The following is a 25,658-nucleotide window of genomic DNA, read 5'->3' on the forward strand; positions in this document are numbered from 1 at the left end:
AAAAGGGGGGATGACATTGCTAGCAGTTTCGACACAAGAAGTCATTGAGGCGATTTTGGGCAGTATAGATGAGGCCATACACGCAGTGGATGAAAATGGGATTACGATCTTTTATAATACAGTTGCTGCAAAACATGATGGATCCAAAATTGAAAAAGTATTAGGTAAGCATTTGTTAGAAGCATTTCCTTCTCTATCTAGGGAAACAAGTACATTGATGAAAGTATTAGATACGAAAAAACCAATTGTACATCAAGTACAGCATTATCAAAATTTAAACGGAGAAGACGTTTGTACAGTAAATACGACATTACCTATATTTATTGATGGGAATATTGCTGGTGCTGTTGAAATTGCAAAAGACTATTCTACAATTCAACAACTTACTGATACAATTGTCGATTTACAGTCAAAAATAAAGCGATCATCTAACAATAAAGTGATTAAAAAGCATGTTGCGTTTGAGACGATAGTGACTAATGATGCTCGGTTTAAACAGACGAAAGAATTAGCGCAAAAAGTAGCGCCAACTGATGCAAATGTTTTAATATATGGGGAAACAGGAACAGGGAAAGAGCTATTTGTACAAGCGATTCATGAAGCTTCTAAACGGAAAAATAAGCCATTCATTGCACAAAACTGTGCAGCGTTGCCGGAATCGCTATTAGAAAGTTTATTGTTTGGAACGACAAAAGGAAGTTATACAGGCGCAATTGAAAGAGCAGGGTTATTTGAACTTGTAGATGGAGGGACATTATTTTTAGATGAATTGAATTCAATGCCGCTCGATTTACAAGCAAAAATGCTACGTGTATTAGAGGATGGGGTTATTCGTCGTATTGGTGATAATAAGACAAGAAAAGTAGATGTTCGCGTTATTACCGCAATGAATCAGCCACCAGAAGTATGTTTAAGGGAGAATAAAATTCGCACTGATTTATATTATAGATTAAATGTCTTTTCGTTATATATCCCGCCGTTACGCGAAAGAACGGAGGATGTCGTATTATTAGCTGCTTATTTTTTGAAAGAATATAATAAAAGTTATAAAAAAGGTGTACTTCAAATGGATAAGGAAGCGAAAGAAAGATTACAAGCTTATCAATGGCCTGGAAATGTTCGTGAGTTAAAACATACGATTGAACATGCAGTCATTATCGCAGAAGGGCATACATTAACAGCCAATTGCTTACCACGTACATTTCGGAAAGAGAATCTTCCAAAGAAGAAGAGCGTTTTACCACTTAGAGAAGCACTTCATCAAACGGAAAAGGAATTAATAGATCAAGCGTTAATTGAAACGGAAGGGAATATATTACAAGCTGCAAAAATGTTAGGCATCCCTCGTCAAACGCTTCAATATAAACTGAGCAAGTACGACAAAACCGCCGAATAATCGGCGGTTTTTGTGTGTTTGCACCAATAAAAGAGCGTTTACATATATAAAAAGTAATGAATATGATGTTAAGTATTGATTTCATACAACGCTTAAAAATATTTTTTCGCTTATGTAATAGGGTTCTCCGCACATTTACTTATCAACAATGTAAAGTTGGCATAACTATTGCTTATATAAAGGATGAGCGTATAAAAAGGGGGAATAGCAATGTTACATGATGTATACAAACCAAATCGTCACTGGAAGGATATCGAATTATGGAAGGATGTTACTGAAGAGCAATGGAATGATTGGGTTTGGCAATTAACGAATACGATCAAAACGTTAGATGACTTAAAGAAAGTAATTAATTTAACACCTGAAGAAGAAGAGGGCGTTAAAATTTCAACAAAAACGATCCCGTTAAACATTACACCGTACTATGCTTGGCTAATGAATCCTGATGATCCACGCTGTCCGATTCGGATGCAATCAGTACCGATTTCGGAAGAGTTATATAAAACGAAATATGATTTAGAAGATCCTCTTCATGAAGATGAAGATTCACCAGTTCCAGGGTTAACGCATCGTTATCCAGACCGCGTATTATTTTTAGTAACGAATCAATGTTCTATGTATTGTCGTTACTGTACACGCCGTCGTTTTAGTGGACAAATTGGAATGGGTGTACCGAAGAAACAATTAGACGATGCGATCGGTTACATTCGTGATACACCACAAGTACGAGATGTATTAATCTCTGGTGGTGACGGTCTTCTAATTAACGATAAAATTTTAGAATATGTATTAAAAAGTTTACGAGAGATTCCGCATGTCGAGATTATTCGTATTGGAACGAGAGCACCAGTAGTATTCCCGCAGCGTATTACAGAGAATTTATGTAACATTATTAAAAAATACCATCCAGTATGGTTAAATACGCACTTTAATACATCTATTGAAATTACAGAAGAATCGAAAAAAGCATGTGAAATGTTAGCGAATGCAGGTGTTCCAGTCGGAAACCAAGCAGTAATTTTAGCTGGTATTAACGACAGCGTTCCAATTATGAAAAAACTTATGCATGACTTAGTAAAAATCCGTGTACGTCCATACTACATTTATCAATGTGACTTATCAGAAGGTATCGGTCATTTCCGTGCACCAGTATCGAAAGGTCTTGAAATTATTGAAGGCTTACGCGGACATACGTCTGGTTATGCGGTTCCGACATTCGTTGTCGATGCACCAGGCGGTGGCGGTAAAATTGCGCTTCAGCCAAACTATTTAATCTCACAAAGTGCAGATAAAGTGGTACTTCGTAACTTCGAAGGTGTTATTACGACGTATCCAGAGCCAGAGAGCTACATCCCAGGAAGAGCGGAAGGCTACTTTAAAGAGATTTATCCAAACTACGAAGAAAAACGTTCAGATGTTGGTATCGCAGGTCTTATGAGTGATAAGAAATTTAACCTTGTTCCAGACGACTTACAGCGTATGACCCGTCGTAAAGACTATGAAGATAATGACACGCATGCATCTTTAAAAGATAAACGTGATAAGCGCGACCAATTAAAAGATAAAAAATATCAAGCGCAAATGGCTAAATTAGAAGAAAATGACAAAAAAACTGAGGGTGATGCAGTATGAATTGTATGTGGTGTGACAGTACAGAAGCGAAAGAAAGCTTGAATACTGTATATTGGGAACTACCAGATGGTACGAAAGCCATTGAAATCCAAGAGACACCATGTATTTCTTGTTCCTCATGTGGAATGGACTATCAATCAGATCACACAGTAAAAGAAATTGAAGATCAGTTATTTTTAATTTATACGAAAGATTTGCCAAAACAACTAACATACGAAGAATTAATGGGAAGACCACGTTTATTAAAAAGGAATTATTTCGACTTTTAACCAGCTTTTATGCTGGTTTTTTTCTTTTTTGCCTTGTATAATGTACCCAAGTTAGAAAGGTAGGGAATACGTTTGAAAAAGACATTTTACCATTATATGATGAAGCATCGTGCAGCTTTATTTAGAAATGAAATTTCAGATTTAGCAGAGGCGATGTATGATGATTTAAGTTTTCCGAAGCAATCTGAAGACTATGATGAAATTAGTTCATACTTAGAGTTGAGCGGAATGCTAGAAAGTATGTCTATATTTGATGAAGCATGGGATTTATACATACAAGAGAGATAAAACATACAGAATACATTACTTTTACAAAGTGAAGTATTCTGTATGTTTTTTATCACGCTATTTGTTGGTGGTAAGACTTCCAACGCAGAGCAAAGAAGGTAAACGACCGATTGGTGCGGATTGAATACAACCCCTATCGATTAAAGTTTCGCTTTATACGAAATATCTTGATTTGAAGCTAGTCTATTTACTAGCTTTTTTGTGTTTTACATAAAATTTTATGTAGTGATATTTTTTTATCGAAAAAATTTATGAATATAAGCTTCTGTGATAAGCGTTTTTATGTAGGTTGCATATACTGATATCAAAATCACGACGTCAAAAAAAGGAGAGATAGAGATGGCAAGAAAAAAACAACCTAAATACAACGTAGGGGACATAGTCGTGATTACGCTATATGGAACCGTTGGTAAAATCACAAATATGAAAGTTTTAGATGGAGTTTACGTATACGAAGTAAATAATCACGATGGGTTTTACGTAGAACAAACATTGCAGCATGTTTCAGAACAAGAAATGAAAAAGGGCGACACAGAGTGGATTGAATTAAATTATAATTTCACATTTGGTGATCTCGTGCAAGTAACAGGATATGATAAAGATGTTTTCCGTATTGTCGGTTTCCGAACAGAAGTATGGAGATATAAAAATGACGCATGGGAAGACACCATATATGAATTGTCACGAATTACAGATGGTGAATGGTTAGAAGCGGATGAATCAGATTTAACGTTACTTGCCAATGCTCAAACGGCAAATGCAATTTTGAAGAAAATGAAGCAAGATAAAGCTGGTATGAATAAATTAGATTTAGGAAAATTAAAGTCAATTAACAACTCGAAAAAAGTGAGTGTTAAGACGAATCGTCAAGAAATCATTGATGGATTACTTGATATTTATAACGATTATCAATTGTTATTTGATACATTTAAAGATGAAGAATATAAAATTGTAATGGATGTTGTTCATAATTATTTAGTTAAATTGACAGAGAAAAAATAGTTAACTAGAAAGAGAGAATAAATTGAACAACAACATATGCAGTATAAGGTATGCCTACAATTATTAAAAAAATAAAAAGCCATTTAATAAGAGAGTCTGCCCATTGATCTTCATGCATGAACTCTTCTTTTGTTTGCTCTACTTCATATTGATATTCCATTCTTATTTCCCCCTTTGGATAGCTTGTACTACCATCGTATGCACCTTGTCCGAATGATATGACCTATAAAAAAATAAAAACTATTTTTCTAATCTCATATACATAATTTTGAGATTTTTTCATAAAACAGAAATAAAGGAGTGATGCTCATGAAGGAAATTGAAGTCGTAATTGATACGGAAGAGATTGCGGAGTTTTTTTATGAGCAACTAATTGAAAGAGGATACGTCCCAAAACGAGAAGAAATTGAAGATCTCGCAGATATTACATTCGAGTATTTATTAGAGAAATGTATGATTGATGAAGTTTTTGATGAAGAGGATGAGTGAAAGTAACGACGGGCTTAACTCGTCGTTTTTTACTCTTTACAAACTTGTCACAAACATAGTCGGCAATTGTTGGTATAATTAAAAGAAAATTTTACTCAAGAGGTGAAGGGATGTTCAAAAAAATTATTGATTCTTTATTAGGAAAGAAAAAATATCGTTCGTATTCGAGTAGTGATTATCGTCATAGAGGGCGCTCTTATTCAAGTAGCGATTATAAACGACGTTCATCTGGTTATGGACATCATCATTATAAAAGAAAACGTAAAAGCCGTAGCTTCTTTTCAAGTAGCTGATGAAATGGCGTCGTGTACTAGCTTTATTTGATAGACCACTGCGAAAAAATACAATCGTTGCAGAACGTTATAAAATTGAATCAGTAATTGGAATGGGCAGTTATGGGGTTACATATGTCGTTAATGATTTACAAATAAATAGATATAAAGTCTTAAAACAATTAAGACGAAGTAAACAAAGATACGAATCTGGTAGAAAATCATTTGAACAAGAGAAAATGATTTTACAAACATTAAATCATCATACAATTCCTAGTTTATATGATCATTTCGTATGGGAGAAAAAGAGCTTTTTTGTAATGGAATATATGCCTGGTAAAAATTTCGAAGATTATATTTTTTTAGATGGACATATATATACAGAACGTGAAGTTTTTGAAATTTTATACGAAATATTAGAAATTGTTTCGGTGTTCCATAGTAAAGGCATTATTCACAGGGATTTACGTATTCCGAATATATTAATGAAAGAAAAACAGATTAGTATTATTGATTTTGGATTGGCTAAATATAAAGGTGAGGGTGATGAGCGAGTTACAACTTATGAAGGTGAACAAGCTTTGATGCGAGAAGTTCATTTTCGAAGTGATTTTTATGCTCTTGGTCATTTCTCGTTATTTTTATTATATGCCAGTTATGAATCTACTGAAAAACATGAAAAACCATGGTATGAAGAGTTAACTTTGGAAAATTATAATCGAGAAATACTCATGCGGATGTTACAAATAAAAACGCCGTACTATGAGAATGTACTAGAGTTAAAAAAAGAGGTAGCTTTTGCTTTAGAAAGGATGGGGGCCCCATGTTTCAAAAGTTTTTAGCAAGCGTTGGTATTGGTAATGCAAAAGTAGATACTGTTCTTGAAAAAGATGAGTATATTGTTGGAGAAGAGATAGTAGGTAAGGTGCATATAACTGGTGGTTCAGTTAGCCAACAAATTGAAAGCATTTACTTAACGTTATCGACCTCGTATGTACGAGAAGTCGATGATAAAAAAATAACAGCAACGTACGATTTAGAGAGAGTTCGTTTAACAGAACCTTTTTCGGTAGAGCCGAATGAAAAGATGGAAATTCCTTTTTCATTTAAAATGCCAGTGGAAGCTCCACTTACACTCGGAATGAAAACAGTTTGGGTACATACGGGTCTTGATATTAAACGAAGTATTGACCCAAGTGACCGTGATTACATTCAAGTGTTGCCAAATGCACTGTTAAGTAGTGTATTAGATAGTGTAAATCAATTAGGCTTTAAAGCACGTCATATAGAATGCGAAGAATTACCGTATCGATTACGTAAGCAAGTTCCATTCGCACAAGAATTTGAGTTTATTCCGGTTTCTGGAGAGCATTATGGGAAGTTAGATGAGTTAGAATTATTAATCTTGCCGAGTACTTATGACCGTCTAGAAATCGTTATGGAAGTAGATAGAAAATCTCGTGGATTAGCTGGGTTATTTGCAGAAGCGCTTGATCTTGATGAGAAAATTATTCGCTTCACAGTAACGAATGAAGATATTCCAACAATGAAGCAAAAAATTAACAATTATCTTTTTTAATAATCTATGCATAAAAAAGAAATGGAGTGGGAAACTAAAACAACCGCTCCATTTTTTTGCATAGTGAGGTTATGTATGTGAAACGATATCGACATTTATACTTGTTAAGCTGTACTTTACTTATTTGTTTTGTCGCACTATCACTTTCGTATCATACCGCTTGTATTGAAAAATTTGATGATGTAGTTGCACACTTTATTCAAAGTTTTCGAAACGATTACTTGACAGCCTACTTTACTTGGGTGTCTTTTATCGGTTCCAAAAGAATATATTTCCCGTTACTCATAATTCTTGTAATGTATTTTCTCGTTAGAAAAAAGTTACTTAGTGCATTACTTCTAACAATTAATTACTACGGATCTCGTTATTTGAACAGTATGCTTAAACTATGGTACGAACGAGCAAGACCAGATGTAACGCAGCTTGTTACTGCAACTGGATATAGTTTTCCGAGCGGTCATACGATGAATGCTACTGCTTTTTTAGGATTTATTGCATACGTCACAATTACAGAAGAGCGTATTACATTGCATAAAAAATTGTTAATTATTTTTATAGCGAGCTTTGTTGTATTATCTATTTCAGTTAGCCGAATATATCTTGGCGTTCACTATCCATCTGACATATTAGCGGGATGGGCAGCTGGCGGTAGCTGGCTCGTTTTATGTGTTATATTTCATAAAGCGTTCATTAAAAAAGAACCTATGTCAAAATAGGTTCTTTTTCCATTGGTTCAACATGAATGTGTGCATGGTAAATTCCAAACTTTTTCCGAAGCATAGCCTCGATGTTATCAGTAATACAATGACTTTCACCCACATCCATACGGGCATCTACTTCTATTGTTATATCAACGTACGTTTGATTCCCGTACATACGAGCGCGAATATCTACGATTTTTTCCACGCCACCAATATGTTCAATTGCATCGGCATATTCTTCCATTTTATCAGGATCGATTCCATCCGTTAACATATGAGAAGCTTCTACGAAAATATCCCATGCGGTTTTACAAATGATAAGGCCAACAATTAAAGCGGCAATAGGATCTAAAATAGGCATTTGGAACTGTGAACCGACAATACCTACTACAGTACCAATACTTACGAGTGCATCTGATAAATTATCCTTTGCAGCGGCTTCTAATGATTTACTTTTTGTTCGCGCTGCAATCTTTTTCGTATACAAATACACAAAGTACATAACGACAGCAGAAAATAAAGCGACCCACGCAGCGAGTACATTAGGCGCAGCTTGTTTCGGATTTAAAAACGATTGAATGGCACTAATAACAACTTCTAATCCGACTGTTGCCATAATAAAGGAAGCAACAAGTGATGCGATTTGTTCTGCACGTGAATGCCCATATGGATGATCTGGGTCACGAGGTTTACGAGAAATTTTTAGACCAATTAATATCGCCAAAGAAGCACCGATATCCGTTAAGTTATTTAAACCGTCAGCACGTAATGCACTAGAGAGGGTAATATAACTGATGATGATTTTCATAGAGGATAAAAATATGTAGGCCATAATGCTGACAATAGCACCTTTATCAGCTTCTTTATGAGAAAGAGTATCCATTTTAATCACTCACCTTTCTACAAGGAATTTCTTTCTATACATAGAGTATCAAACGAAACTCGTGTGGGTCTATACAAACATTGTTGACGTTTTATAGCTTTTTAAGAAGCGGATAACAAAGTTTCGCGAAGGAAAAATATGTTGTAAAGTGCAAAGTAAGGGATAGGAGGTAGATGGGGGAAGAACCGAATACTTTTCTTAATATGTATTATTCTTATAATGACTGGGTGTAATTCATCAAGTGATGAAAATATGAAGAAGTATAGTATTTCTAAATTATTGATATATACTTTTAAAGGCCACAGTGGATGAAATGAAACAAAATAACTACGAAAGATAATTGTGAAAAAAGAGAAAAACCTCTGAAAAATATTTTTCAGAGGTTTTTCATCTTAGTATGCTTCTAAAAACTCAGTAACTTGCTCTTCAGTTTTTGCATTAGCGCTATGTAAGTGGCCTAGCTTCTTGCCATTTTGATATACAAGTAAACTTGGAATACCCATTACTTGATACTCTTCAGCGATACTTGGGAACTCATCTTTATTAATAGAATACCATTCAAATTTATTGAACTCTTCCATTACATCTCCGATAAAGTTGTCCATACGAACGCAATCTGGGCACCAAGTCGTAAAGAACTTAACAACTACTGGCTCCTCGCTTGCGATGATGTCTTTGAATTCTTGTTCAGATTTGATTTCTTTCATGTTTTGTTGCTCCTTTTTCACTTATAATATTTGAAGTTATTTAGGTGGTATTTTCGGTTAGAAACGAAAACTTTTAACAAAATTCTAACGAGAATTTTTCTTTCTGAATAATTCGTTAGCGAATTGATCCACCGCGATCTTTTGAAGTCCTGGTACAACAAGCGAGTAGGTGTCCAGTCTGATACCTACTCTTGTATGTCTTAATCGTTCATTTGCAATTTTTGGATGTATATCTTAAATCTTAGAAACGAACATTAGGAACCTCACTTTTCTTTATAAGCTTTTTTATGAGCTGTGTCAAACATATGAATTACAGGGATTACCGTTATAGGAGGGGCAAATTAAATCATAATTATTGTACCGAGCGTCATAACATTCTAGTACCGTTATTAATGACAAGTGCAAAAAAGTATGGAGAAACTAGAAATTGGTACTTCAATTTCTTTGGGCAATGAAATTATTCAAATGGAATTTGAAAATTGCGAGAGATTTATTAACACTATAAATAAAATCCAAAAGTATTTACTTAAATAAAAGCACCCACATGGATGCTTTTTTCTTTGATATATAGAAATTACACACTAAACATATATTAATCGCCTTTGTCACTACACGTTAAGGAATAGTAACAAAACGATGATACCGATCAAACCATATAAAAACAAAAAGAATCCGAATATAGGTAGTTTTGTATGAATGTTGAGCATGGTAAACCTCCTTTTGTATATAGAAGATTTTAATATATTGTTGGTCAATTTAGAAGAATAACTATAAATTGGATGATTACACAGTAAATGTTAATACGAATGAAAGAATTGCAGTTAAAGATTAATAAACTCGAAAAAAGCACGATGTGGAAAGTGAGAAACGTGAAATCGTACAATATTCTTGGGGTATGTAGCGGTTAAAAAATCAGGATATAAACGCTGATGAAGTGAAATAGCTCAGTATATCTCTTGTTTGGAGGAGGTGAGTTGGGCTGTTGAAATGGGGAAGAAACTATTTTGAAGCCAACCTTGTTTGAGACACAATACAAGGTTGGCTTCAATGAAACGAAACGGATTGAATTTGTTCTCAAATTATACATGAACAAGGTATTGAAAGAGATGAATCGTATCTAGTCTATTTTATTCCATATATAACAAAGCTGGTTAGCTTCTGATTCAAGTGCTATTAAATGTTCATTATTAATAGAGTTATTCGTAAACATTCTGTTCTTTTGGATGTTCAGGACTGTATAATTCACATCGTTATGTTCATTTGAAAATGTTGATTCATTTAATAATGTTAGTGTTGAGTTGATGTTGTATTTATCAATTCGCTCTCTTTTTCCTTTGAAAAATAATTTGATAAGATGCGGCTCATCATTAATGAGCAAACCGAGTTCAGGCGATGAGCGGACGATTAAATCATCTGATATCCAATGTGATTTACCTGGATCGAACCAAGAGATATTTTTGTTTTTAATAAATTTTTTGTACTGTTTTATGACGTCAATGTAGTTTTGCTTTTTCTTCTGATCAACTGTTTGCACTAATGTTTCGAAACATTCAAAAGGTAGTTCATTTTGATGAAATTTAATAACAGTTTCTCGTAATTGTTTCCAGTAATCAAAAATTGGTTGGTATTCAGGTTGAGATTTTAGATTTTTTACAAAGGTTGTTTTAGCAGCACTACCTTTCAGTGTGAAGTCTAAAAATTGTGTAAGGCTCACTTTAATTTCTGCCATAGTACACTCCCTTTCTGAATTTTACCAATCCTTCCTAAAAGAGCAGTTAGCAAAAGCTAACTGCGCCACTCATGGAATATTGAGTTTTATAAAAGTCGAGATAAAATATCTTTGATTAATCCTGAAGCCCCAATGAGGAGTATCGATAGAAAAACAATTGATAATATACTTTTTTTCGGTTTTTTAAACTCTAGGTATAAGTTAATGATTGCACCAATTGCAACAATAATAAAGATAATGAGTCTTAATGTATCTGTCATGAATAACACCCCTATAAATTACTTAATTGTATTATAAAGGGGTTTTTCTTGTAATTAGGTTGTTTGAGCAAGATTTAAGGTAATTTTAAACGAAAAATTGTATGAAAGAAGATATGTGAAAAAGGGATGGTGTAGAACTCAAGTTTTTTAAATGGAAAATAGGGGTTTGCCTTAAACATTAATTGCAGTCAAGAATATTTATAACAATATGAATAAAGAAATAGGTCCAATTTTTGTAATGGTGGAGGGGATTATTGTGGACATAACTCAAAGTGTGGTAAGAATAGTGGTTAATGGGAAAGATCTTCCGTTCACTTCAGTTCAAACCTCTGCATGGAATCATGGACCTGTAAATGATTTAATCGTTTCAACCAATCAGAGAGTGAATGAGCTTTATCAATCCATGTGGTCACAAGTACCGGTTACGATTTCGGTGTATTTTCTTCAAGGGGCGGACTTAATGAGATTCGTTAGGGTAGCTGGAATTAATGAACTTGTAACGGGAGAATATATATATCATTTCATTTGGGGATAATAAGAATTACAAGTAGCCTAACAGCTGCTTTTTTACTTTGTCATTTGAAGAAAATGTAGTCAAAAAGTGTCCGGAAATTGTTAACAACAAAACAAAAAAGAATCCAATTGGGTATTCTCTTTTGTTTACACATAAATTGATTATGAAACTTGCACTATTGTTAATGTAGCGCCAGCACTTCCGGGTAATAAAACAGCGGCGCCGAGTAATCCGAAAAATTGTAACTTTATAGTACTTCCCGCTGTTAACAATACTATAATTGTATTATTAAACTGGCTAACTGAAAGTACTGGATCAATTGTAGAAGCTGTATTAGCTGCACCATTAATAATTAATCGTGTACTTAATAATAGAGCTGCGGTTAAATTGACTCCGTAGTTAATTAAATAACGACCAGCATTTGGAACGGTGAAAGTAGTATTTGTACCATCAACTGTAATACCACCAGAGAAAGTTTGATCACTAGGAAGAGGTACATCGGTTCCACCTAAAATTACAGCAATTGTTGCGCCGGTAGTATTGGCAGCGAAACTTGATACATTTGTAGTCCCGGTCCCAGTTAATCCAGTAGTTCCAGTCGAGCCAGTGGTCCCAGTTAATCCAGTAGTCCCAGTATCGCCAGTAGCCCCAGTGGTTCCAGTTGGTATTGTAAATGTTAGAGATGGTGGTAGTGTCGGTCCAATTAAGTTAGGATCGAATGCAGCTCCATAAAGGATTTCATTTGAATTATTTTTATTTTCTTTTGCCATACAATCACCTCCGAAAATCAAAGTATTATTATTAGATGAAAATTGTAATTAAAATATGTAATCAGAGGGGAATTTAATCAAATTTATCGTAGTTTTGATTCATTATTAATATATTCATTGAATATAAGCTGGCGGACTAGCTTGTAGCACGCACTGAAATAATGAATCATATCATACTTAGTAATATTTAATATGGAAGTGGGTTGAAAAAATGTTTCATTCATATTTTTATTCTCAAGCTGGCATGCGACCAGCGTATGGTACGTCAATAACGTATAGCGGGGCACAAAGTACATTGCAAGCTGTTCAACAAGCACTACAAATGCAGCAACAAATGCAAATGCAGCAAGGTGTACAACCGTATTATTCATCCGTGGAGTATTATTACCCGGTGCATCATATAACACCGTACGGAAGTTCTTTTCTTACTATTCCATATGGAACTGTATACAATTTATAAACTGGAAGGAATCTAGTTGTATATAAAAATATAAGGGTGCAAGTATAGGGCACCCTTACTAGAAAAAATATTAGCTCGTCCAAACATTACTAATCACTCTTACATAATATACAGTAATAAACATGAAAGGGGAACTAGTATGTCTTGTTATTACTATTGTAAATATTGTAAGGAGTACAAAAAGAAACAGCATGACTGTTGTAAGAACACAAGTAAGTGCAATGACAACAAAGACAAGCTTGTAAGGGCATCTGCATTTAGAGCTAAAAATACGGTGGATCAAACTGTTCCTGCTAATACTTTTGTAAAGGTATTGTTCCAAAATGAACAATTTGATTTAGCAAATGAGTATAATCCGGCAACGTCTATTTTTATTCCGAAGACTAGAGGGGTTTATTCTATTATTGGAACAATTGGTTTCTTTCCAAACAATCTCAACTTAAATTATAGAGCGCGTGTAGAAATTCGTGTGAATGGAAACGCTGCAATAGCTATAGATAACGACTTTTTTGGTCCGATAAATTTTGGAAATGTAGTAAGTGTTTCGACGATAATTCAATTGAATGAAGGAGATCAAGTAGAGGTCTATGCGCAAAGTAGTATAGCTGGAGTTTTAAGTCCTTTAGAAGATGGTGCACATTTTGAAGCGGCAAGATTTCCTTCTCAAATTAAATAATGAGTATACAGAAGATAAAAGGTAAAGCCTCATCATGGGTTTTACCTTTTATTAAAAATAGTAATAGTTTGTCCAAACAATTCTAATCTATTTTACATATTATATGATAATAAGTTTAAAGGGGGAGTTACTACGTCTTATTATTACTGTAAGTATTGTGAAGAATACAAAAAGCAAAGTCATGACTGTTTTAGGAAAAGTAGTCAATGTGATAGGAAGTATGTAAAAGTAAATTGTTGCGATGATAAGAAGGACGAGCTTGTAAGGGCGTCTGCATTTAGAGCTGTTAATACAATGAATCAGCCTGTTCCTGCTAATACTTCTGTTAAAGTATTATTTCAAAATGAGCAATTTGATTTAGCAAATGAATATAATCCAGCAGCGTCTACTTTTATTCCGAAAACTAGAGGGGTCTATAGTGTATTGGGGAATATAACATTTTCTCCAAATGATATTACTGTGAATTACAGAGCTAGAGTTGAAATTCGTGTGAATGGAAATCCAGCAATAGCGATAGACAATGACTTTTTTGGGACAGGGGTATTTTTTAATAATGATGTCTCAGTAACTTCTATTCTTCAATTAGAAGCAGGGGATTTCGTTGAAGTTTTTGCAGAGAGTAGCATTGCTGGTGTAATCGTACAAAATGTTAATGGTTTCAATACAGTTCATTTTGAGGCTGCGAGATTTCCTTCTCCAACTAAATGAAGCAGAAGATTAGATGTTTTGTAAGAATGTTTTAAGACCCTCATCAAATGGTGAGGGATTTTTATTGCTTTTCTAATATATATAAGTGAATTAATGGAATATATTGTTATTCGAGCGTAATTCCGTGCCTTTAGGATTATGAAAATACAAAGTTGAACAAAAGCGAAATGCACTTCTAATTAATAAAACGGTATGAACACGAATAAAGGATTGTATTCGTGTTCATACCGTTTAGGTTGCGCATAAGCAATAGTTAATTGTAACACTCATGAAAAAATAAACGGTTAACAAGTTTATATATACAGAAGGATATGGAAGATGGTTAAACAAAAAAGAGCATACATAAAAAGTACGCTCTAAGGAAAGATAGGTTTTATGAGTGGATAATCTCCATACGATAATATATGTGCATTTAATGAAAACGTGTAAGGAATCAATAAATTATCAATGAAATATCATGAAATGAGTAATTTAAGCCAATTAATGAAGTAGTTTTTCAAAATTATCGAAGTATCTAAGCTGTAAAACTGTGAATTATGTGGATTAACAACGGGATAGGGATTGTACTTCGGTTTCATATTTCTTATAGTCTGGGTATTGAGTGATAGTTTGGCATTTAGGGATGCGAAGTTGATTAATTATAGAAACATTAGTAATTACTTCATTACAAGGACCGAAAAATGTAACTTTTAGTTTTGAATTTGGTGGAACTTTGAATACGATAGGTTTTTTTTCCATGAAATCAGCTCCTAATATTGAGTGTGACTTACGATTCACTTTTTGATTCATGTGAATAGGTGTATTAATATAATATGTAATTTTAGTGAAGTTGATTGTAATAATGTGAAAAGACATTTTTATTATGGAATCAATAAAATTAATGGTTTTTTTTGAAAAGGATATATTTTTGAAAAAAATAATAATGATTCTCCTTATTTATATAATAGATTGCTAGCATTAGGCATATGAGACTTACAATAAAAGAAAGTAGTGAATATGATAATAAAAAGGAGTTGAATTGTATGGGTATTATTGTAGATATTTCAAAATGGAACGGAACTATTAATTGGGATATTGCAACACCTCAATTAGATTTAGTTATTGCTAGAGTTCAAGATGGCTCAAACACGGTGGATTTTATGTATCCAAGCTATGTGAATGAAATGAAAAAGCGCAGTATTCCATTTGGGAATTATGCATTTTGCCGTTTTATATCTATTGCTGACGCAAAGAAAGAAGCACAAGATTTTTGGAATCGTGGTGATAAATCTGCTAAGTTTTGGGTGGCGGATGTAGAAGTTCAAACGATGGTAGATATGCAAGGGGGAACTCAAGCATTTATAGATGAATTACGTCGTTTAGGTGCGGAAAAAGTAGGGTTATATGTAGGGCATCATACGTATGTATCATTTGGAGCACGAAATATTGAGGCTGATTTCGTTTGGATTCCTCGTTATGGAGGAAATAAGCCAGCATACCCATGTGATATTTGGCAATATACGGATTCTGGAACTGTTTCTGGCATTGGAAAATGTGATGTGAATCAATTAATAGGAAATAAGTCACTTTCTTGGTTTATAGGTTCGAATTAAGTAAATCAAACAAGCATAGTGGACACGCAGTAGTCAAGTAATATTCTGTTAGGTACGGAGAAAATTACTAGGACGAGCTTGAATGTATGAATGTTAAGGGGAATATAGCTGGATCAAAATCTTTCCGTATGGGAAAGAGTAAAAAATGTGGTGGATATCGGGCAAAATCATTGGATACTGGAAACACATTGTATTAGTCAGTAATGAAATGTATTTTAATGAATACGTAAATAGTCTTCTTACTATTAAAATAGGAAGACTATTAACATTAGAAGGTAAAAGAGCATAGTCGATTCAAATGAAATGAATTACATGTAGAAAACACACTGTTTTCACAATAGCAGTGTATAGTTACTTTTACATATTGATAAAAGTGAGGTATTTGAATTGAAAAAGAAACAGCTATTTTTGGGAACGATTATTTCATGCGTAGTGCTGGCATTATCTGCATGTGGTTCCTCTGACAACGTAGTAACATCAAAAGTAGGAAACATTTCAGAGAAAGAGTTAAGTAAAGAACTGCATGAAAAATATGGTGAAAGTACTTTATATCAAATGATGTTAAGTAAAGCATTGCTAGATAAATATAAAGTTTCAGATGAAGAAGCACAAAAGAAAGTAGAAGAAGCGAAAGATAAAATGGGCGACAACTTTAAATCGACTTTAGAGCAATTAGGATTGAAAAATGAGGATGAATTAAAAGAGAAAATGAAGCCAGAAATTGCATTTGAGAAAGCGATTAAAGAGACTGTTACAGAAAAAGATGTAAAAGAGAACTATAAACCAGAAATGAAGGTAAGTCACATACTAGTAAAAGATGAAAAGACTGCTAAAGAAGTAAAAGAGAAAGTAAATAATGGTGAAGATTTTGCTGCTTTAGCGAAGCAATATTCAGAAGATACTGGTTCAAAAGAACAGGGCGGGGAAATACCTGGGTTCGCTCCTGGACAAACAGTGAAAGAATTTGAAGAAGCTGCGTATAAATTAGATGCAGGACAAGTAAGTGAGCCAATTAAAACTACTTACGGTTACCATATTATTAAAGCGACTGATAAAAAAGAGTTGAAGCCGTTTGATGAAGTAAAGGATAAGATTCGTAAAGATTTAGAAGAACAAAGACTACAAGATACGACAGGTAAATGGAAACAACAAGTAGTCACTGATTTATTGAAAGCTGCTGATATTAAGGTAAATGATAAAGAATTTAAAGATACATTTGAATTTCTAGAAAAGAAATAAATTAGAAAAGGGAACTCATATAGAGTTCCCTTTTCTAATTAGTGTGTGAGTTATAAATAGATAGTAAGACAATACAATATTACATTTTAATATTAAGAATTACAATGTAAAATTATGGATATAATTAAAAGGGAGAAAATAATTGTTTTATAGATTGTTGGTATTATAATGTTTTAGTTAATTAATTTTATTAAAGTGGATAACATTATTTGAAGAATAATACATATAATTGTATTGAAAAAATATTGTCGTTATAAGAAATGACAAGCTGAGCATTCTGTGAAAAAGAATGCTTATTTGTAATTGAATTAGTTATTAAATAAATTAAGCTAGGAGAGATATTATGAAAGTCATTTTTCAAAGAGAAGGCGGAGGGAAAGTTTTTGAATCGTATGATGAAAATATAAGTGATTTAATGGCGATATTAAAAGAAACGAAAGGGATTAAAATCGGGATGGTTGAGTATGGAGTGATAAAATATAAACTGGAGTATTTTCGTCATCCGAAAAAAGCAGAAACAGAGAGAGAGTTACATATAATAATACAACCTAAACATATTTAATCGAGTATGTATGAAAAGAGAGTGTTGCTATTGCTCTCTTTTCATAGAAACTTATAAGGAATGGATTTTTTTCATTATAAGTTTCTTAAGTTTTGTGAGTTCGTTCATTATTATATATGTGTTTTTGTAAGGATGGTTAATACAAAAGATCAAAACTTTGTAGTATAGGCAGGGATTTTATATTTAGGTAAATAAATATATAAGAAAATAGTTTTTAATGGAATATTGGAGGGCAAAAAATGAGTTTAGCAAGTTATGTAGGCTGTAACGTTAAAATCCCGCTAACAGATCCAGATTCTAATACTCTAATTATTTTTGGACCATGTTTTTCAGATGATAGTGCACTTGAAGTTGTGCAAGAATTTCAGTTCCAAACAAATTATACGTATGAAGTTTCATCTGGTTGGGGAATTGAACTAGTTGAGTGGCAAACTTTAAAGGAGAAGAAAGAAGCTAAAGAAAAGCTTTTAACTTTATGTTCGATTATGGAAGGATATTTGAATGAGGGGGACTATTTTGAATTATTTAGTTGTTGGGTTGGTGATGAAGATCAGGAACGAGTAGGAGATTTGAAATTGAAAATAAATCATTTTAATATAGATGGAATTTGTATTCCAGAAAGAACACTAGTTAGGATAGAAAAATAAATGTTGATAACATCAAGTATTAGAAAAAGCGATTTCACACTGAGTGAAGTCGCTTTTGTCGTTATTACATGTACTTAATTTTGGGAGTGAAAAAATTTTGTTTGAAAAAGGAAAAGGAAACAAAGGTTATAAGTATGATTCCATAATAAAAATTACGTTTAATTAAAAAATATAAGCATGCCTCTTCTCAAAGGAATATATGTTCGTGTATAATTAGAACAAACGTTCCTTGTGTGAGACGTTTTATTATTTAGAAATACATACAATCTTAGTAATTACGAAAAAATGATTGAGGAACAGAATGTTTGAAATAGAATAGATAAATGATCAAGGAGATAAAGAAATGAATGAAGTAAAGGTGCAGAAAGAAAAAAAAGAATGGGTTCCATTTACAGTCATGTCGGAACAATTGTTAAGTGTGCGAAAGATTGTTGGCGAGAAATTAAAAGTACAAAAGCCGATTTTAACAAACGAAGCAAAAGAAAAAATTTCTGATGAATTGTTAACTTCATTATTGTCTGAGAAAGAGATGTTGGTTACATATTTTGAAGATGGTTACATACTAACAAGCTATATGACAGTCGTACATATAAATCCGGTAAAGCAAATTGTAATGTGTACAGATGCTTTTTACAAAACGTATGTATTTAATGGTACGGATATTATTAACGTACAAGAAGTTGAAATGTAACATGTAGGTTTTTTGGTTGATGAATAAGGAAAAAGGGAAAAATCATACGAAGAAGCAGCTAGCTTCATACTAGCTGCTGAGCCCCAGGGAAAGGGAGAAAAGATAGGGTACTCCAAAAATCAATAATAGCTGTATAACAGCCTGATTATAGTATAGACAAATTTAAAAATCCTAAACAGAATGATGAAAATATAGCGTTAGGCGGTACCTACTTGGTTTTGATCTGCAAGGTCAGAATCAAACGTATTAGTCGCACTAACACCGCTAAAAGTATTAACGACAAAACCAACATTCGATGCGCCAGATCCATTATAAGCTTTCGTATTTTCTTTCGGAGAAACGTTGTAGAAATCACCTAAGTTAAATGAACCGTTACTATTTTGTACAACTAAATTCCCTACAACTGATGGCATAATTTTCACCTGCTTTACATTTAATTGTTAACACTAATATATGGAGCTATAGTCCAAATGGTTCATTTAACAAAAATTGTGGAATAGTAAAACATTTGAATTATCGTTTAATCCTTTTATAAAAGTGTGTTAAAATTAATGTAAGTTTAAGTAATTCAAAGATTAAATTTGTATAATTAATATATACGAAAATAAAAGGAGGCAAAATGTTATGAATAATGTTATAAAAAAAGTGGATTTAACAGATGCAAAATCAAGTCCTCTTGTTGCACTTATTTATAGCAATGAAGTTGTATTGGTTGAAGAAGCATTTTGTCCAAATGAAATAAAATTAAAGTTTAATGAAATAGCAATTTTATCGGCAATTAAAACAGCACATATTACGAAAGTATCTATTAGGAAAGACCTCGAAGTGATTTTTCATGATACTGGTGTTTTATTAGTGAAGCAAAATGTTGATTATAGTAGTAATCAATCTATTACTATGCATTTTGAGCAATTCAAAAAGTTGCAAAATGAAATTGAGTATTTACATAAAAGTATGTAAATAGGTTAGATGAAGATTCTTGCATGAAAGTGGACTGTTTTGTGGTGAAAATTTTTTGGATGAATCGCACTGTAAACATAAATATATTTTTATTTAGATGCAAGATAGTGAGGTTTTTAAACTGATATATTAGGTTTAGCTCACATTTTTCAGTGTGAGAAATGTTGAGGAATTAAAAGTAATATTAAATTTATGGATAAATAAACAGGAGTAACCGCTATGGTTATTCTTTTTTTTCAATATCAAAAATGCTACTAAAGTATGAAGTGAGTTGATACTTTAGTAAATGGCTGAATAAAAGTGAAGAGAGTAAAATATGGAAAGGGAGGCGAGGGAATTGAAGCAAAACGAAATTAGGAAACTTGTAATAATTACAGGAGTGACGCAAGGGTTAGGACGCGTAATGGTTGAAAGATTTCATGAATTGGGATGGAATATATGTGGATGTGGACGTTCAAAAGATAAAATTGAAGAACTAAAAAAACATTACGGTAATACACAGGATTTTCAAATCATTGATGTTTCAGATTCTCAGCAAGTTAGTAGTTGGGCAAGCTATGTACTTCATAAATATAGAACTCCCGATTTGTTAATAAATAATGCATCAATTGTTAATCAAAATGCACCAATTTGGAAAGTTACAGCTAGTGAATTTGATAATGTAATGAATATAAACGTTAATGGTGTAGTAAATGTAATAAGAGCATTTGTCCCAGCGATGGTAGCTAGGAAAGAAGGAATTATTATTAATATGAGTTCTAGTTGGGGGAGAGAAGGTGAGGCTGAGCTTGCACCGTACTGTGCCTCAAAGTTTGCAATTGAAGGTATTACGAAATCTATGGCACTGGAATTGCCTCGTGGAATGGCTGTTGTCGCTTTAGATCCAGGAGGAAGCATTAAGACCCCGATGCTGTATTCATGTGCACCACAATATGTAAAGGAATCACCTACACCTGAAATGTGGTCACATAAAGCAATTCAATATATATTAAATATAACAGTAGAGAATAATGGGGATTCGTTGACGTGCCCAGAATAGCATCAAAAGTAAGTGTATATTGACTGATATAAATGTTTTTAACTGCATATATCTTCATTGAGAAATGTGTTGATAAAAAAGTACCGTAAAGGTGCTTTTTTTGTATGATTAACACACTATAGAATGCACAAAATTACATGTGCAAAATAAAATAAGAGATTAAGGGCGACGTTTGTTTATTTCGAAAGCAGTAGAAAATTTTTGTACGGGTGATAAAAATGAATCTGCGCAGTTTAAAAGTGACAGGGGCATGGTTTCAAGTAGGTGGAAATCTTACAGCGGCTATCGGAACAACAAGAGGATTTCATGGAGAAGAAAAGGTTGAATCGGATCTTGTTATTGTAGGAAGCTCATTACAAGCCCTTGGGTATATATTGCAAATTATGGAAAGTAATTGTAGTAAAGATGATGGGGAAAAAGAAAATCAAAATATATATTTGGAGAATAGAAGTAAAATACTTGATAAAATGGGGATTGAGTTATTAGCATTAGGAAATATATCGAATGTAATAGGAACGTATTTTAATATAAACGAACAACTGAAAGAGAATGATTATCTTATAATTGTCGGGAACAGTTTACAGTCAATTGGTGCTTTTTTAGGAGTAGAAGCAGCATTGATGGAGAGAAAAGCTATACAAAGAATCATTATTCTAGGAAATTCTATGCAAAGTTTAGGGGCTGGGCTTCAAGCATATCAAGGCATTATTAATGTATCAAAGGATGAAGTTGAAAATGAAGACAGTATTATGGATAAGGAGAATGAGAGGATAATAGCACTCATTGGTATTTGGATACAAGCAATAGGAACTGTTATTTCTGCAATTGGATTAACTATAATAGAGGGAGAAGAGAGAGTAGAAAACAATCAAGGTGTTAAAATATCCATTTAAAGAAAGTATGTAAAATTTCAGTTTTACGTACGGGATAAAATTGATATAGTAGGTTTTTCTTTCATATGAATAGAATATATAACAGTAAAGGAGTTTTTATTGTTCACTTGAAATGTATGAGACACCCAAATAAACGGGTAGATTAGCGCATGAAAAGAGGAGAAATAAAAAAATAAAACAAGGAGTTTTCAAGCGATGATGTATTTATTAGCAATTTTTCTTCCACCTGTAGCGGTATTATTTTGCGGAAAGCCATTTCAAGCAGTAATAAATTTTATATTAACATTAATATTTTGGGTACCAGGAGTTATACATGCAATTTTTGTTGTACATGAAAAAAAAGCTGATCGACGTTTGAAGAAACAAATTCAAGCATATGATGAAATTAATAGGAGAAATAGAAGGTAACTAGATCGTGAAAATTTTTAAAAAAGAAAGGAGGAATTGTCCCCCCTTTCTTTTTTATATGGTGTTTAAGTTTAAATTTTCGTGTAGCGGTAAGAATTTTTAATATAAGTATTATGATAATAACTTTTAGAGTGTGCGTTTAATAAACCAGTGTAAATATTTTCTGGTACGTTAAAGAAATCATACATACCATTCTTAAGTTGAATTCTTAAAATCATAGACAAAGGATTATAGCCAACAGCAACTATATTTTTTGAGATAATGGGAGATAACTTCATCATTACACAACTCCTTACTGTTCATTTTTGTTGATTTCTTGTAAATATTGGGATTATGTTGTTGAAATTCTAATAATTAAAGAGGTATTATACTTATATGCAATATATTAAATGTTCGTTATACGTAATTATAAGGAAGTTCACACGAAGTACATATCGTTGTGCTATTTTTATTTCACCTTTGATTTATAAATAAGAAAATATTGACCATTTGAAAAAAAGGTTTATTATTTATACGAGGTACTAAAAATTCACTTTTTACATTCTATGCTTTAAGGGGCAGCATTATTAGGAAAAATAGAAGTGAAAATAGCTTGTATAAGAAGTATTCTAAAATTTATAATCTGTGAATTGGGAAAATATTGAATGCTCCAGGTCAATATACTTTCTTAATAAAATTTTTTAGAAAGTGACCTCAATATTTTTAAGTAAATCAACGGGAGAATTGAAAGGCAGGAGAAAGTAACATGTCAGAAAATTATCGTTCTCGTGAGGAGCGACGACAAGTTAAAAAGAAAAAACAGCCAGCTTCTAAAAATCAAAAACCAAAAGGTAAAACATCATTTTTTCGTAAGTTTTTAATTAGTTGTTTATTGCTTGGTATAATTGGTTTAGTGGCGGGGGTTGCTACCTTCTTTGTAATGATTAAGGATGCACCAAAACTTGAGAAAGCAAAACTTGTTAATCCGTTATCCTCAAAAATTTATGATAAAAATGGCGATTTGGTATATGAATATGGGAAAGAAAAAAGGACGAATGTTACGTATGATCAAATTCCTAAATTAGTAGAAAATGCCTTTTTAGCGACAGAAGATGCGCGTTTTTATGAGCATAGTGGCGTGGACTATAAAGGTACTGCACGTGCGGTGTTAGTTAGTCTTAAAGGAGATTATGGTTCTCAAGGTGGAAGTACGATAACGCAGCAGGTTATTAAGAACTACTTCTTATCTATGGATAAAACACCAAAGCGTAAGGCGCAAGAAGTATACTTAGCGTATAAGCTAGAACAGCAGTATTCAAAACATGAAATATTAGAGATGTACTTAAATAAAATCAACCTGGGAAATCGTTCATATGGAATCGCAACAGCAGCACAAAACTACTATGATAAAGAATTAAAAGAGTTAACATTACCAGAGGTTGCGATGCTTGCAGGTTTACCGAAAGCACCAAATAATTATGATCCAACGAAACCAGAAAATGTTCAAAGGGCAACAGAAAGAAGAAATGTTGTTCTAGGTTTAATGAATCGACACGGTTTTATTACAAAAGAAGAAATGGAAAAAGCATCAAAAGTTCCAGTAACAGATGGGCTTAAGCCAGCGACTGAATTACAAGCAATGCCACATACTGCATTTATGGACGCAGTAGTAAAAGAAGTAGAAAAGGAAATACCAGATGTAAATATTGGATCTGATGGTTTAGAAATTTATACAACATTAGACCCGAAAGCACAGCAATTGGCTGATAATATTTTGAATACAAATATTATTAATTATCCAAATGATAAATTCCAAGGTGCTTTCACATTTATGGATACGAAAACAGGAGAAGTTCGTGCTATAGGTAGTGGACGCGGTGAAAATAAAGCAGTATTTAAAGGGCACAATATGGCAATTGAATTAGATCGTGCAGCTGGTTCGACAATGAAGCCAATCTATGATTATGGTCCTGCTATTGAATATTTAAAATGGGCTACGTATCATCAAATTGATGATTCTCCATTTAAATACTCAACTGGACAAGAAGTTCGAAATGCAGACAGAAGTCATTTAGGTCCAATTACAATGCGTGAAGCATTAAAAATGTCGCGAAATGTTCCGGCAATTAAAACTGCAAAAGAAGTCGGAAGCAGTAAATCAAAAGACTTCTCCGAGAAATTAGGTATTCCATTAAAGAAAACACCGGATGAATCGACAGCGATTGGTACGAATGAAGTATCGCCAACTGAAATGGCAGGTGCTTATGCGGCGTTTGGTAATGATGGTAAGTATACGAAGCCACATTTCGTTAAGAAAGTTGTTTATCCAGATGGTAAGTCACAAAGCTTTGGACAAAAACCAAAACAAGTTATGTCAGATTATACAGCGTATATGATTACCGATATGCTTCGTTCTGTAGTTACATCTGGTACTGGTACAGCAGCAAATATAAGTTCTTTAGATGTAGCTGGTAAAACAGGTACAACGAACTATGATCCAAGACAATTAGCGAAATATAACATTCCAGAAAGTGCAACTCGTGATAGTTGGTTTGCAGGTTATACACCTCAATATACGATGGCAGTATGGACTGGATATATGAAAGATGGTAAAGAAGAGTATATTAGTAGTAAAAATACGAAAATTGCACAGTTAATCTTTAAAGAAATGATGAGCGAGATGGCTACAGATAAATCACGCTTTAAAATGCCAAGTAGTGTTGTTCAAGAAGGTAGTGAATTGCGTATAAAAGGTGAGAAACGCGATTCCTCTCCAAATACGAGTGTACCGGATACAACGGAACAACCAAAGCAAGATCAACAGCAAAAAACTGAAGAAGAGAAAAAGCAAGAAGAATTAAAGAAACAGGAAGAACTTAAGAAACAAGAAGAACAAAAGAAACAAGAAGAGCAAAGTAAGCAAGAAGAACAAAAGAAACAGGAAGAATTAAAGAAACAAGAAGAACAAAAGAAACAAAATGAACAAAATCAAGGAAATACAACGCCGCCGAATAACGGAGGAAATCAAGGAAATACAACGCCGCCGAATAACGGAGGAAATCAAGGAAATACAACGCCGCCGAATAGCGGAGGAAATCAAGGAAATACAACGCCGCCGAATAGCGGAGGAGGCCAAGGAAATACAACGCCGCCAAATGATGGTGGAGGTCAAGGGAATACAACCCCAACTCCACCAGCGACAACCCCACCGAGTAATAGTGGGAATGCAGGAGAGGTTCCTGTCAATAATGGACAATAAATAATGCATTTAAAAGCACCAAAGATACCGGGAAAAACGGTTTCTTTGGTGCTT

General features: G+C 33.3%; 32 protein-coding genes and 2 pseudogenes. 24 read left to right on the forward strand and 10 right to left on the reverse strand.

Features of this window, described 5'->3' with window-relative positions:
• The first annotated feature begins 10 nt into the window (after positions 1-10).
• The 5 genes from rocR to BAQ48_RS00405 all read left to right on the forward strand — a co-directional run bounded on the left by rocR (position 11) and on the right by BAQ48_RS00405 (position 4,587).
• Positions 11-1,396: an arginine utilization transcriptional regulator RocR gene (gene rocR / locus BAQ48_RS00385; RefSeq protein ID WP_084064320.1), complete on the forward strand. Its 1,386-nt coding sequence runs from the start codon at positions 11-13 to the stop codon at positions 1,394-1,396.
• Positions 1,397-1,606: 210 nt separating this feature from the next.
• Positions 1,607-3,028, forward strand: coding sequence for a lysine 2,3-aminomutase (gene kamA, locus BAQ48_RS00390; RefSeq protein ID WP_071709534.1), 1,422 nt, complete (start codon positions 1,607-1,609; stop codon positions 3,026-3,028).
• Complete coding sequence (locus BAQ48_RS00395) at positions 3,025-3,297, forward strand: YokU family protein (protein WP_000995763.1); 273 nt, start codon at positions 3,025-3,027, stop codon at positions 3,295-3,297. The genes kamA and BAQ48_RS00395 overlap by 4 nt, the downstream gene beginning before the upstream one ends.
• 72 nt (positions 3,298-3,369) lie before the next feature.
• Positions 3,370-3,585, forward strand: coding sequence for a YozE family protein (locus BAQ48_RS00400; protein ID WP_002171816.1), 216 nt, complete (start codon positions 3,370-3,372; stop codon positions 3,583-3,585).
• 339 nt (positions 3,586-3,924) lie between these two features.
• A complete protein-coding gene (locus BAQ48_RS00405) occupies positions 3,925-4,587 on the forward strand; it encodes a hypothetical protein (protein WP_000101497.1) in 663 nt (220 codons plus the stop codon).
• A gap of 4 nt (positions 4,588-4,591) precedes the next feature.
• Here BAQ48_RS00405 and BAQ48_RS00410 read toward each other — a convergent pair whose 3' ends face one another.
• On the reverse strand, positions 4,592-4,747 hold the full coding sequence (locus BAQ48_RS00410) for a DUF3930 family protein (protein WP_002018281.1): 156 nt from the start codon (positions 4,745-4,747) through the stop codon (positions 4,592-4,594).
• A gap of 149 nt (positions 4,748-4,896) precedes the next feature.
• Between BAQ48_RS00410 and BAQ48_RS00415 the strand changes: the two genes are divergently transcribed.
• From BAQ48_RS00415 to BAQ48_RS00435, 5 genes are all read left to right on the forward strand, one after another.
• Complete coding sequence (locus tag BAQ48_RS00415; protein WP_000658451.1) at positions 4,897-5,076, forward strand: YozD family protein; 180 nt, start codon at positions 4,897-4,899, stop codon at positions 5,074-5,076.
• 110 nt (positions 5,077-5,186) lie between these two features.
• Positions 5,187-5,369, forward strand: coding sequence for a hypothetical protein (locus BAQ48_RS00420; RefSeq protein WP_000473370.1), 183 nt, complete (start codon positions 5,187-5,189; stop codon positions 5,367-5,369).
• The gene (locus BAQ48_RS00425; protein WP_071709535.1) at positions 5,369-6,190 is read left to right on the forward strand and encodes a serine/threonine protein kinase; all 822 of its coding nucleotides are present in this window, start codon (positions 5,369-5,371) and stop codon (positions 6,188-6,190) included. Before BAQ48_RS00420 ends, BAQ48_RS00425 begins: the two co-directional genes overlap by 1 nt.
• Positions 6,172-6,927, forward strand: coding sequence for a sporulation protein (locus BAQ48_RS00430; RefSeq protein WP_071709536.1), 756 nt, complete (start codon positions 6,172-6,174; stop codon positions 6,925-6,927). The genes BAQ48_RS00425 and BAQ48_RS00430 overlap by 19 nt, the downstream gene beginning before the upstream one ends.
• A gap of 77 nt (positions 6,928-7,004) precedes the next feature.
• Positions 7,005-7,643, forward strand: coding sequence for a phosphatase PAP2 family protein (locus BAQ48_RS00435; RefSeq protein WP_071709537.1), 639 nt, complete (start codon positions 7,005-7,007; stop codon positions 7,641-7,643).
• Here BAQ48_RS00435 and BAQ48_RS00440 read toward each other — a convergent pair.
• The 5 genes and pseudogenes from BAQ48_RS00440 to BAQ48_RS27775 form a co-directional block, all read right to left on the reverse strand.
• Positions 7,630-8,511 (reverse strand): cation diffusion facilitator family transporter, encoded by an 882-nt coding sequence (locus tag BAQ48_RS00440; protein WP_071709538.1) that lies wholly within the window; start codon positions 8,509-8,511, stop codon positions 7,630-7,632. The two genes, BAQ48_RS00435 and BAQ48_RS00440, sit on opposite strands and share 14 nt — an antisense overlap.
• 392 nt (positions 8,512-8,903) lie before the next feature.
• Complete coding sequence (locus tag BAQ48_RS00445) at positions 8,904-9,218, reverse strand: thioredoxin family protein (protein ID WP_071709539.1); 315 nt, start codon at positions 9,216-9,218, stop codon at positions 8,904-8,906.
• Positions 9,219-9,302: 84 nt separating this feature from the next.
• Positions 9,303-9,623 (reverse strand): annotated as a pseudogene (locus tag BAQ48_RS28445) (site-specific integrase).
• Between the two features lie 712 nt (positions 9,624-10,335).
• The gene (locus BAQ48_RS00455) at positions 10,336-10,947 is read right to left on the reverse strand and encodes a hypothetical protein (protein WP_071709540.1); all 612 of its coding nucleotides are present in this window, start codon (positions 10,945-10,947) and stop codon (positions 10,336-10,338) included.
• Positions 10,948-11,033: 86 nt separating this feature from the next.
• On the reverse strand, positions 11,034-11,207 hold the full coding sequence (locus BAQ48_RS27775; protein ID WP_084064323.1) for a hypothetical protein: 174 nt from the start codon (positions 11,205-11,207) through the stop codon (positions 11,034-11,036).
• A gap of 181 nt (positions 11,208-11,388) precedes the next feature.
• On the opposite strand from BAQ48_RS27775, the gene BAQ48_RS00460 reads away from it, so the two are divergent.
• Positions 11,389-11,742, forward strand: coding sequence for a hypothetical protein (locus BAQ48_RS00460; RefSeq protein WP_376751167.1), 354 nt, complete (start codon positions 11,389-11,391; stop codon positions 11,740-11,742).
• A gap of 140 nt (positions 11,743-11,882) precedes the next feature.
• Here the strand turns inward: BAQ48_RS00460 and BAQ48_RS28365 are convergent, their stop codons facing one another.
• A complete protein-coding gene (locus BAQ48_RS28365; protein ID WP_071709541.1) occupies positions 11,883-12,491 on the reverse strand; it encodes a BclA C-terminal domain-containing protein in 609 nt (202 codons plus the stop codon).
• Positions 12,492-12,702: 211 nt separating this feature from the next.
• Here BAQ48_RS28365 and BAQ48_RS00470 point away from each other — a divergent pair, with 211 nt between their 5' ends.
• From BAQ48_RS00470 to BAQ48_RS00480, 3 genes are all read left to right on the forward strand, one after another.
• Positions 12,703-12,951, forward strand: a complete 249-nt coding sequence (locus BAQ48_RS00470) for a DUF3947 family protein (RefSeq protein ID WP_071709542.1) — start codon at positions 12,703-12,705, stop codon at positions 12,949-12,951.
• Positions 12,952-13,090: 139 nt separating this feature from the next.
• The gene (locus BAQ48_RS00475; RefSeq protein ID WP_071709543.1) at positions 13,091-13,627 is read left to right on the forward strand and encodes a C1q-like domain-containing protein; all 537 of its coding nucleotides are present in this window, start codon (positions 13,091-13,093) and stop codon (positions 13,625-13,627) included.
• A 96-nt stretch (positions 13,628-13,723) separates the two neighbouring features.
• Positions 13,724-14,335 (forward strand): complement C1q domain-containing protein, encoded by a 612-nt coding sequence (locus BAQ48_RS00480; RefSeq protein ID WP_071709544.1) that lies wholly within the window; start codon positions 13,724-13,726, stop codon positions 14,333-14,335.
• 543 nt (positions 14,336-14,878) lie between these two features.
• Here the strand turns inward: BAQ48_RS00480 and BAQ48_RS00485 are convergent.
• Positions 14,879-15,073: a hypothetical protein gene (locus BAQ48_RS00485; protein ID WP_000412565.1), complete on the reverse strand. Its 195-nt coding sequence runs from the start codon at positions 15,071-15,073 to the stop codon at positions 14,879-14,881.
• A gap of 284 nt (positions 15,074-15,357) precedes the next feature.
• Here BAQ48_RS00485 and BAQ48_RS00490 point away from each other — a divergent pair.
• The 5 genes and pseudogenes from BAQ48_RS00490 to BAQ48_RS00510 all read left to right on the forward strand — a co-directional run.
• Positions 15,358-15,924: pseudogene (locus BAQ48_RS00490) on the forward strand (glycoside hydrolase family 25 protein); the annotation flags it as partial.
• Positions 15,925-16,314: 390 nt separating this feature from the next.
• Positions 16,315-17,166, forward strand: coding sequence for a peptidylprolyl isomerase PrsA (locus BAQ48_RS00495; protein WP_071709545.1), 852 nt, complete (start codon positions 16,315-16,317; stop codon positions 17,164-17,166).
• A 343-nt stretch (positions 17,167-17,509) separates the two neighbouring features.
• The gene (locus BAQ48_RS00500; RefSeq protein WP_071709546.1) at positions 17,510-17,728 is read left to right on the forward strand and encodes a hypothetical protein; all 219 of its coding nucleotides are present in this window, start codon (positions 17,510-17,512) and stop codon (positions 17,726-17,728) included.
• Positions 17,729-17,967: 239 nt separating this feature from the next.
• Positions 17,968-18,375 carry a hypothetical protein gene (locus BAQ48_RS00505; protein ID WP_071709547.1) on the forward strand — a complete coding sequence of 136 codons (408 nt, stop codon included), beginning with the start codon at positions 17,968-17,970 and terminating at the stop codon, positions 18,373-18,375.
• A 343-nt stretch (positions 18,376-18,718) separates the two neighbouring features.
• Entirely contained in the window at positions 18,719-19,066 is a 348-nt protein-coding gene (locus BAQ48_RS00510) for a YolD-like family protein (RefSeq protein WP_071709549.1), read from the forward strand.
• A 197-nt stretch (positions 19,067-19,263) separates the two neighbouring features.
• On the opposite strand, the gene gerPF is transcribed toward BAQ48_RS00510, so the two are convergent.
• Positions 19,264-19,479 carry a spore germination protein GerPF gene (gerPF, locus tag BAQ48_RS00515; RefSeq protein ID WP_001141569.1) on the reverse strand — a complete coding sequence of 72 codons (216 nt, stop codon included), beginning with the start codon at positions 19,477-19,479 and terminating at the stop codon, positions 19,264-19,266.
• Between the two features lie 211 nt (positions 19,480-19,690).
• Here gerPF and BAQ48_RS00520 point away from each other — a divergent pair, with 211 nt between their 5' ends.
• The 4 genes from BAQ48_RS00520 to BAQ48_RS00535 all read left to right on the forward strand — a co-directional run bounded on the left by BAQ48_RS00520 (position 19,691) and on the right by BAQ48_RS00535 (position 22,366).
• Positions 19,691-20,026, forward strand: a complete 336-nt coding sequence (locus BAQ48_RS00520) for a hypothetical protein (protein WP_071709551.1) — start codon at positions 19,691-19,693, stop codon at positions 20,024-20,026.
• Between the two features lie 316 nt (positions 20,027-20,342).
• Positions 20,343-21,065, forward strand: a complete 723-nt coding sequence (locus tag BAQ48_RS00525; RefSeq protein ID WP_116758436.1) for an SDR family oxidoreductase — start codon at positions 20,343-20,345, stop codon at positions 21,063-21,065.
• Positions 21,066-21,283: 218 nt separating this feature from the next.
• Entirely contained in the window at positions 21,284-21,958 is a 675-nt protein-coding gene (locus tag BAQ48_RS00530) for a DUF6944 family repetitive protein (RefSeq protein ID WP_071709552.1), read from the forward strand.
• A gap of 195 nt (positions 21,959-22,153) precedes the next feature.
• Positions 22,154-22,366, forward strand: coding sequence for a YqaE/Pmp3 family membrane protein (locus BAQ48_RS00535; RefSeq protein WP_071709553.1), 213 nt, complete (start codon positions 22,154-22,156; stop codon positions 22,364-22,366).
• A 71-nt stretch (positions 22,367-22,437) separates the two neighbouring features.
• On the opposite strand, the gene BAQ48_RS00540 is transcribed toward BAQ48_RS00535, so the two are convergent.
• Complete coding sequence (locus BAQ48_RS00540; RefSeq protein ID WP_000977078.1) at positions 22,438-22,647, reverse strand: KTSC domain-containing protein; 210 nt, start codon at positions 22,645-22,647, stop codon at positions 22,438-22,440.
• A 464-nt stretch (positions 22,648-23,111) separates the two neighbouring features.
• Here BAQ48_RS00540 and BAQ48_RS00545 point away from each other — a divergent pair, with 464 nt between their 5' ends.
• Positions 23,112-25,604 (forward strand): transglycosylase domain-containing protein, encoded by a 2,493-nt coding sequence (locus BAQ48_RS00545; protein ID WP_071709555.1) that lies wholly within the window; start codon positions 23,112-23,114, stop codon positions 25,602-25,604.
• Positions 25,605-25,658 lie beyond the last annotated feature (54 nt).

Source organism: Bacillus luti (assembly GCF_001884105.1).
Taxonomy (GTDB): domain Bacteria; phylum Bacillota; class Bacilli; order Bacillales; family Bacillaceae_G; genus Bacillus_A; species Bacillus_A luti.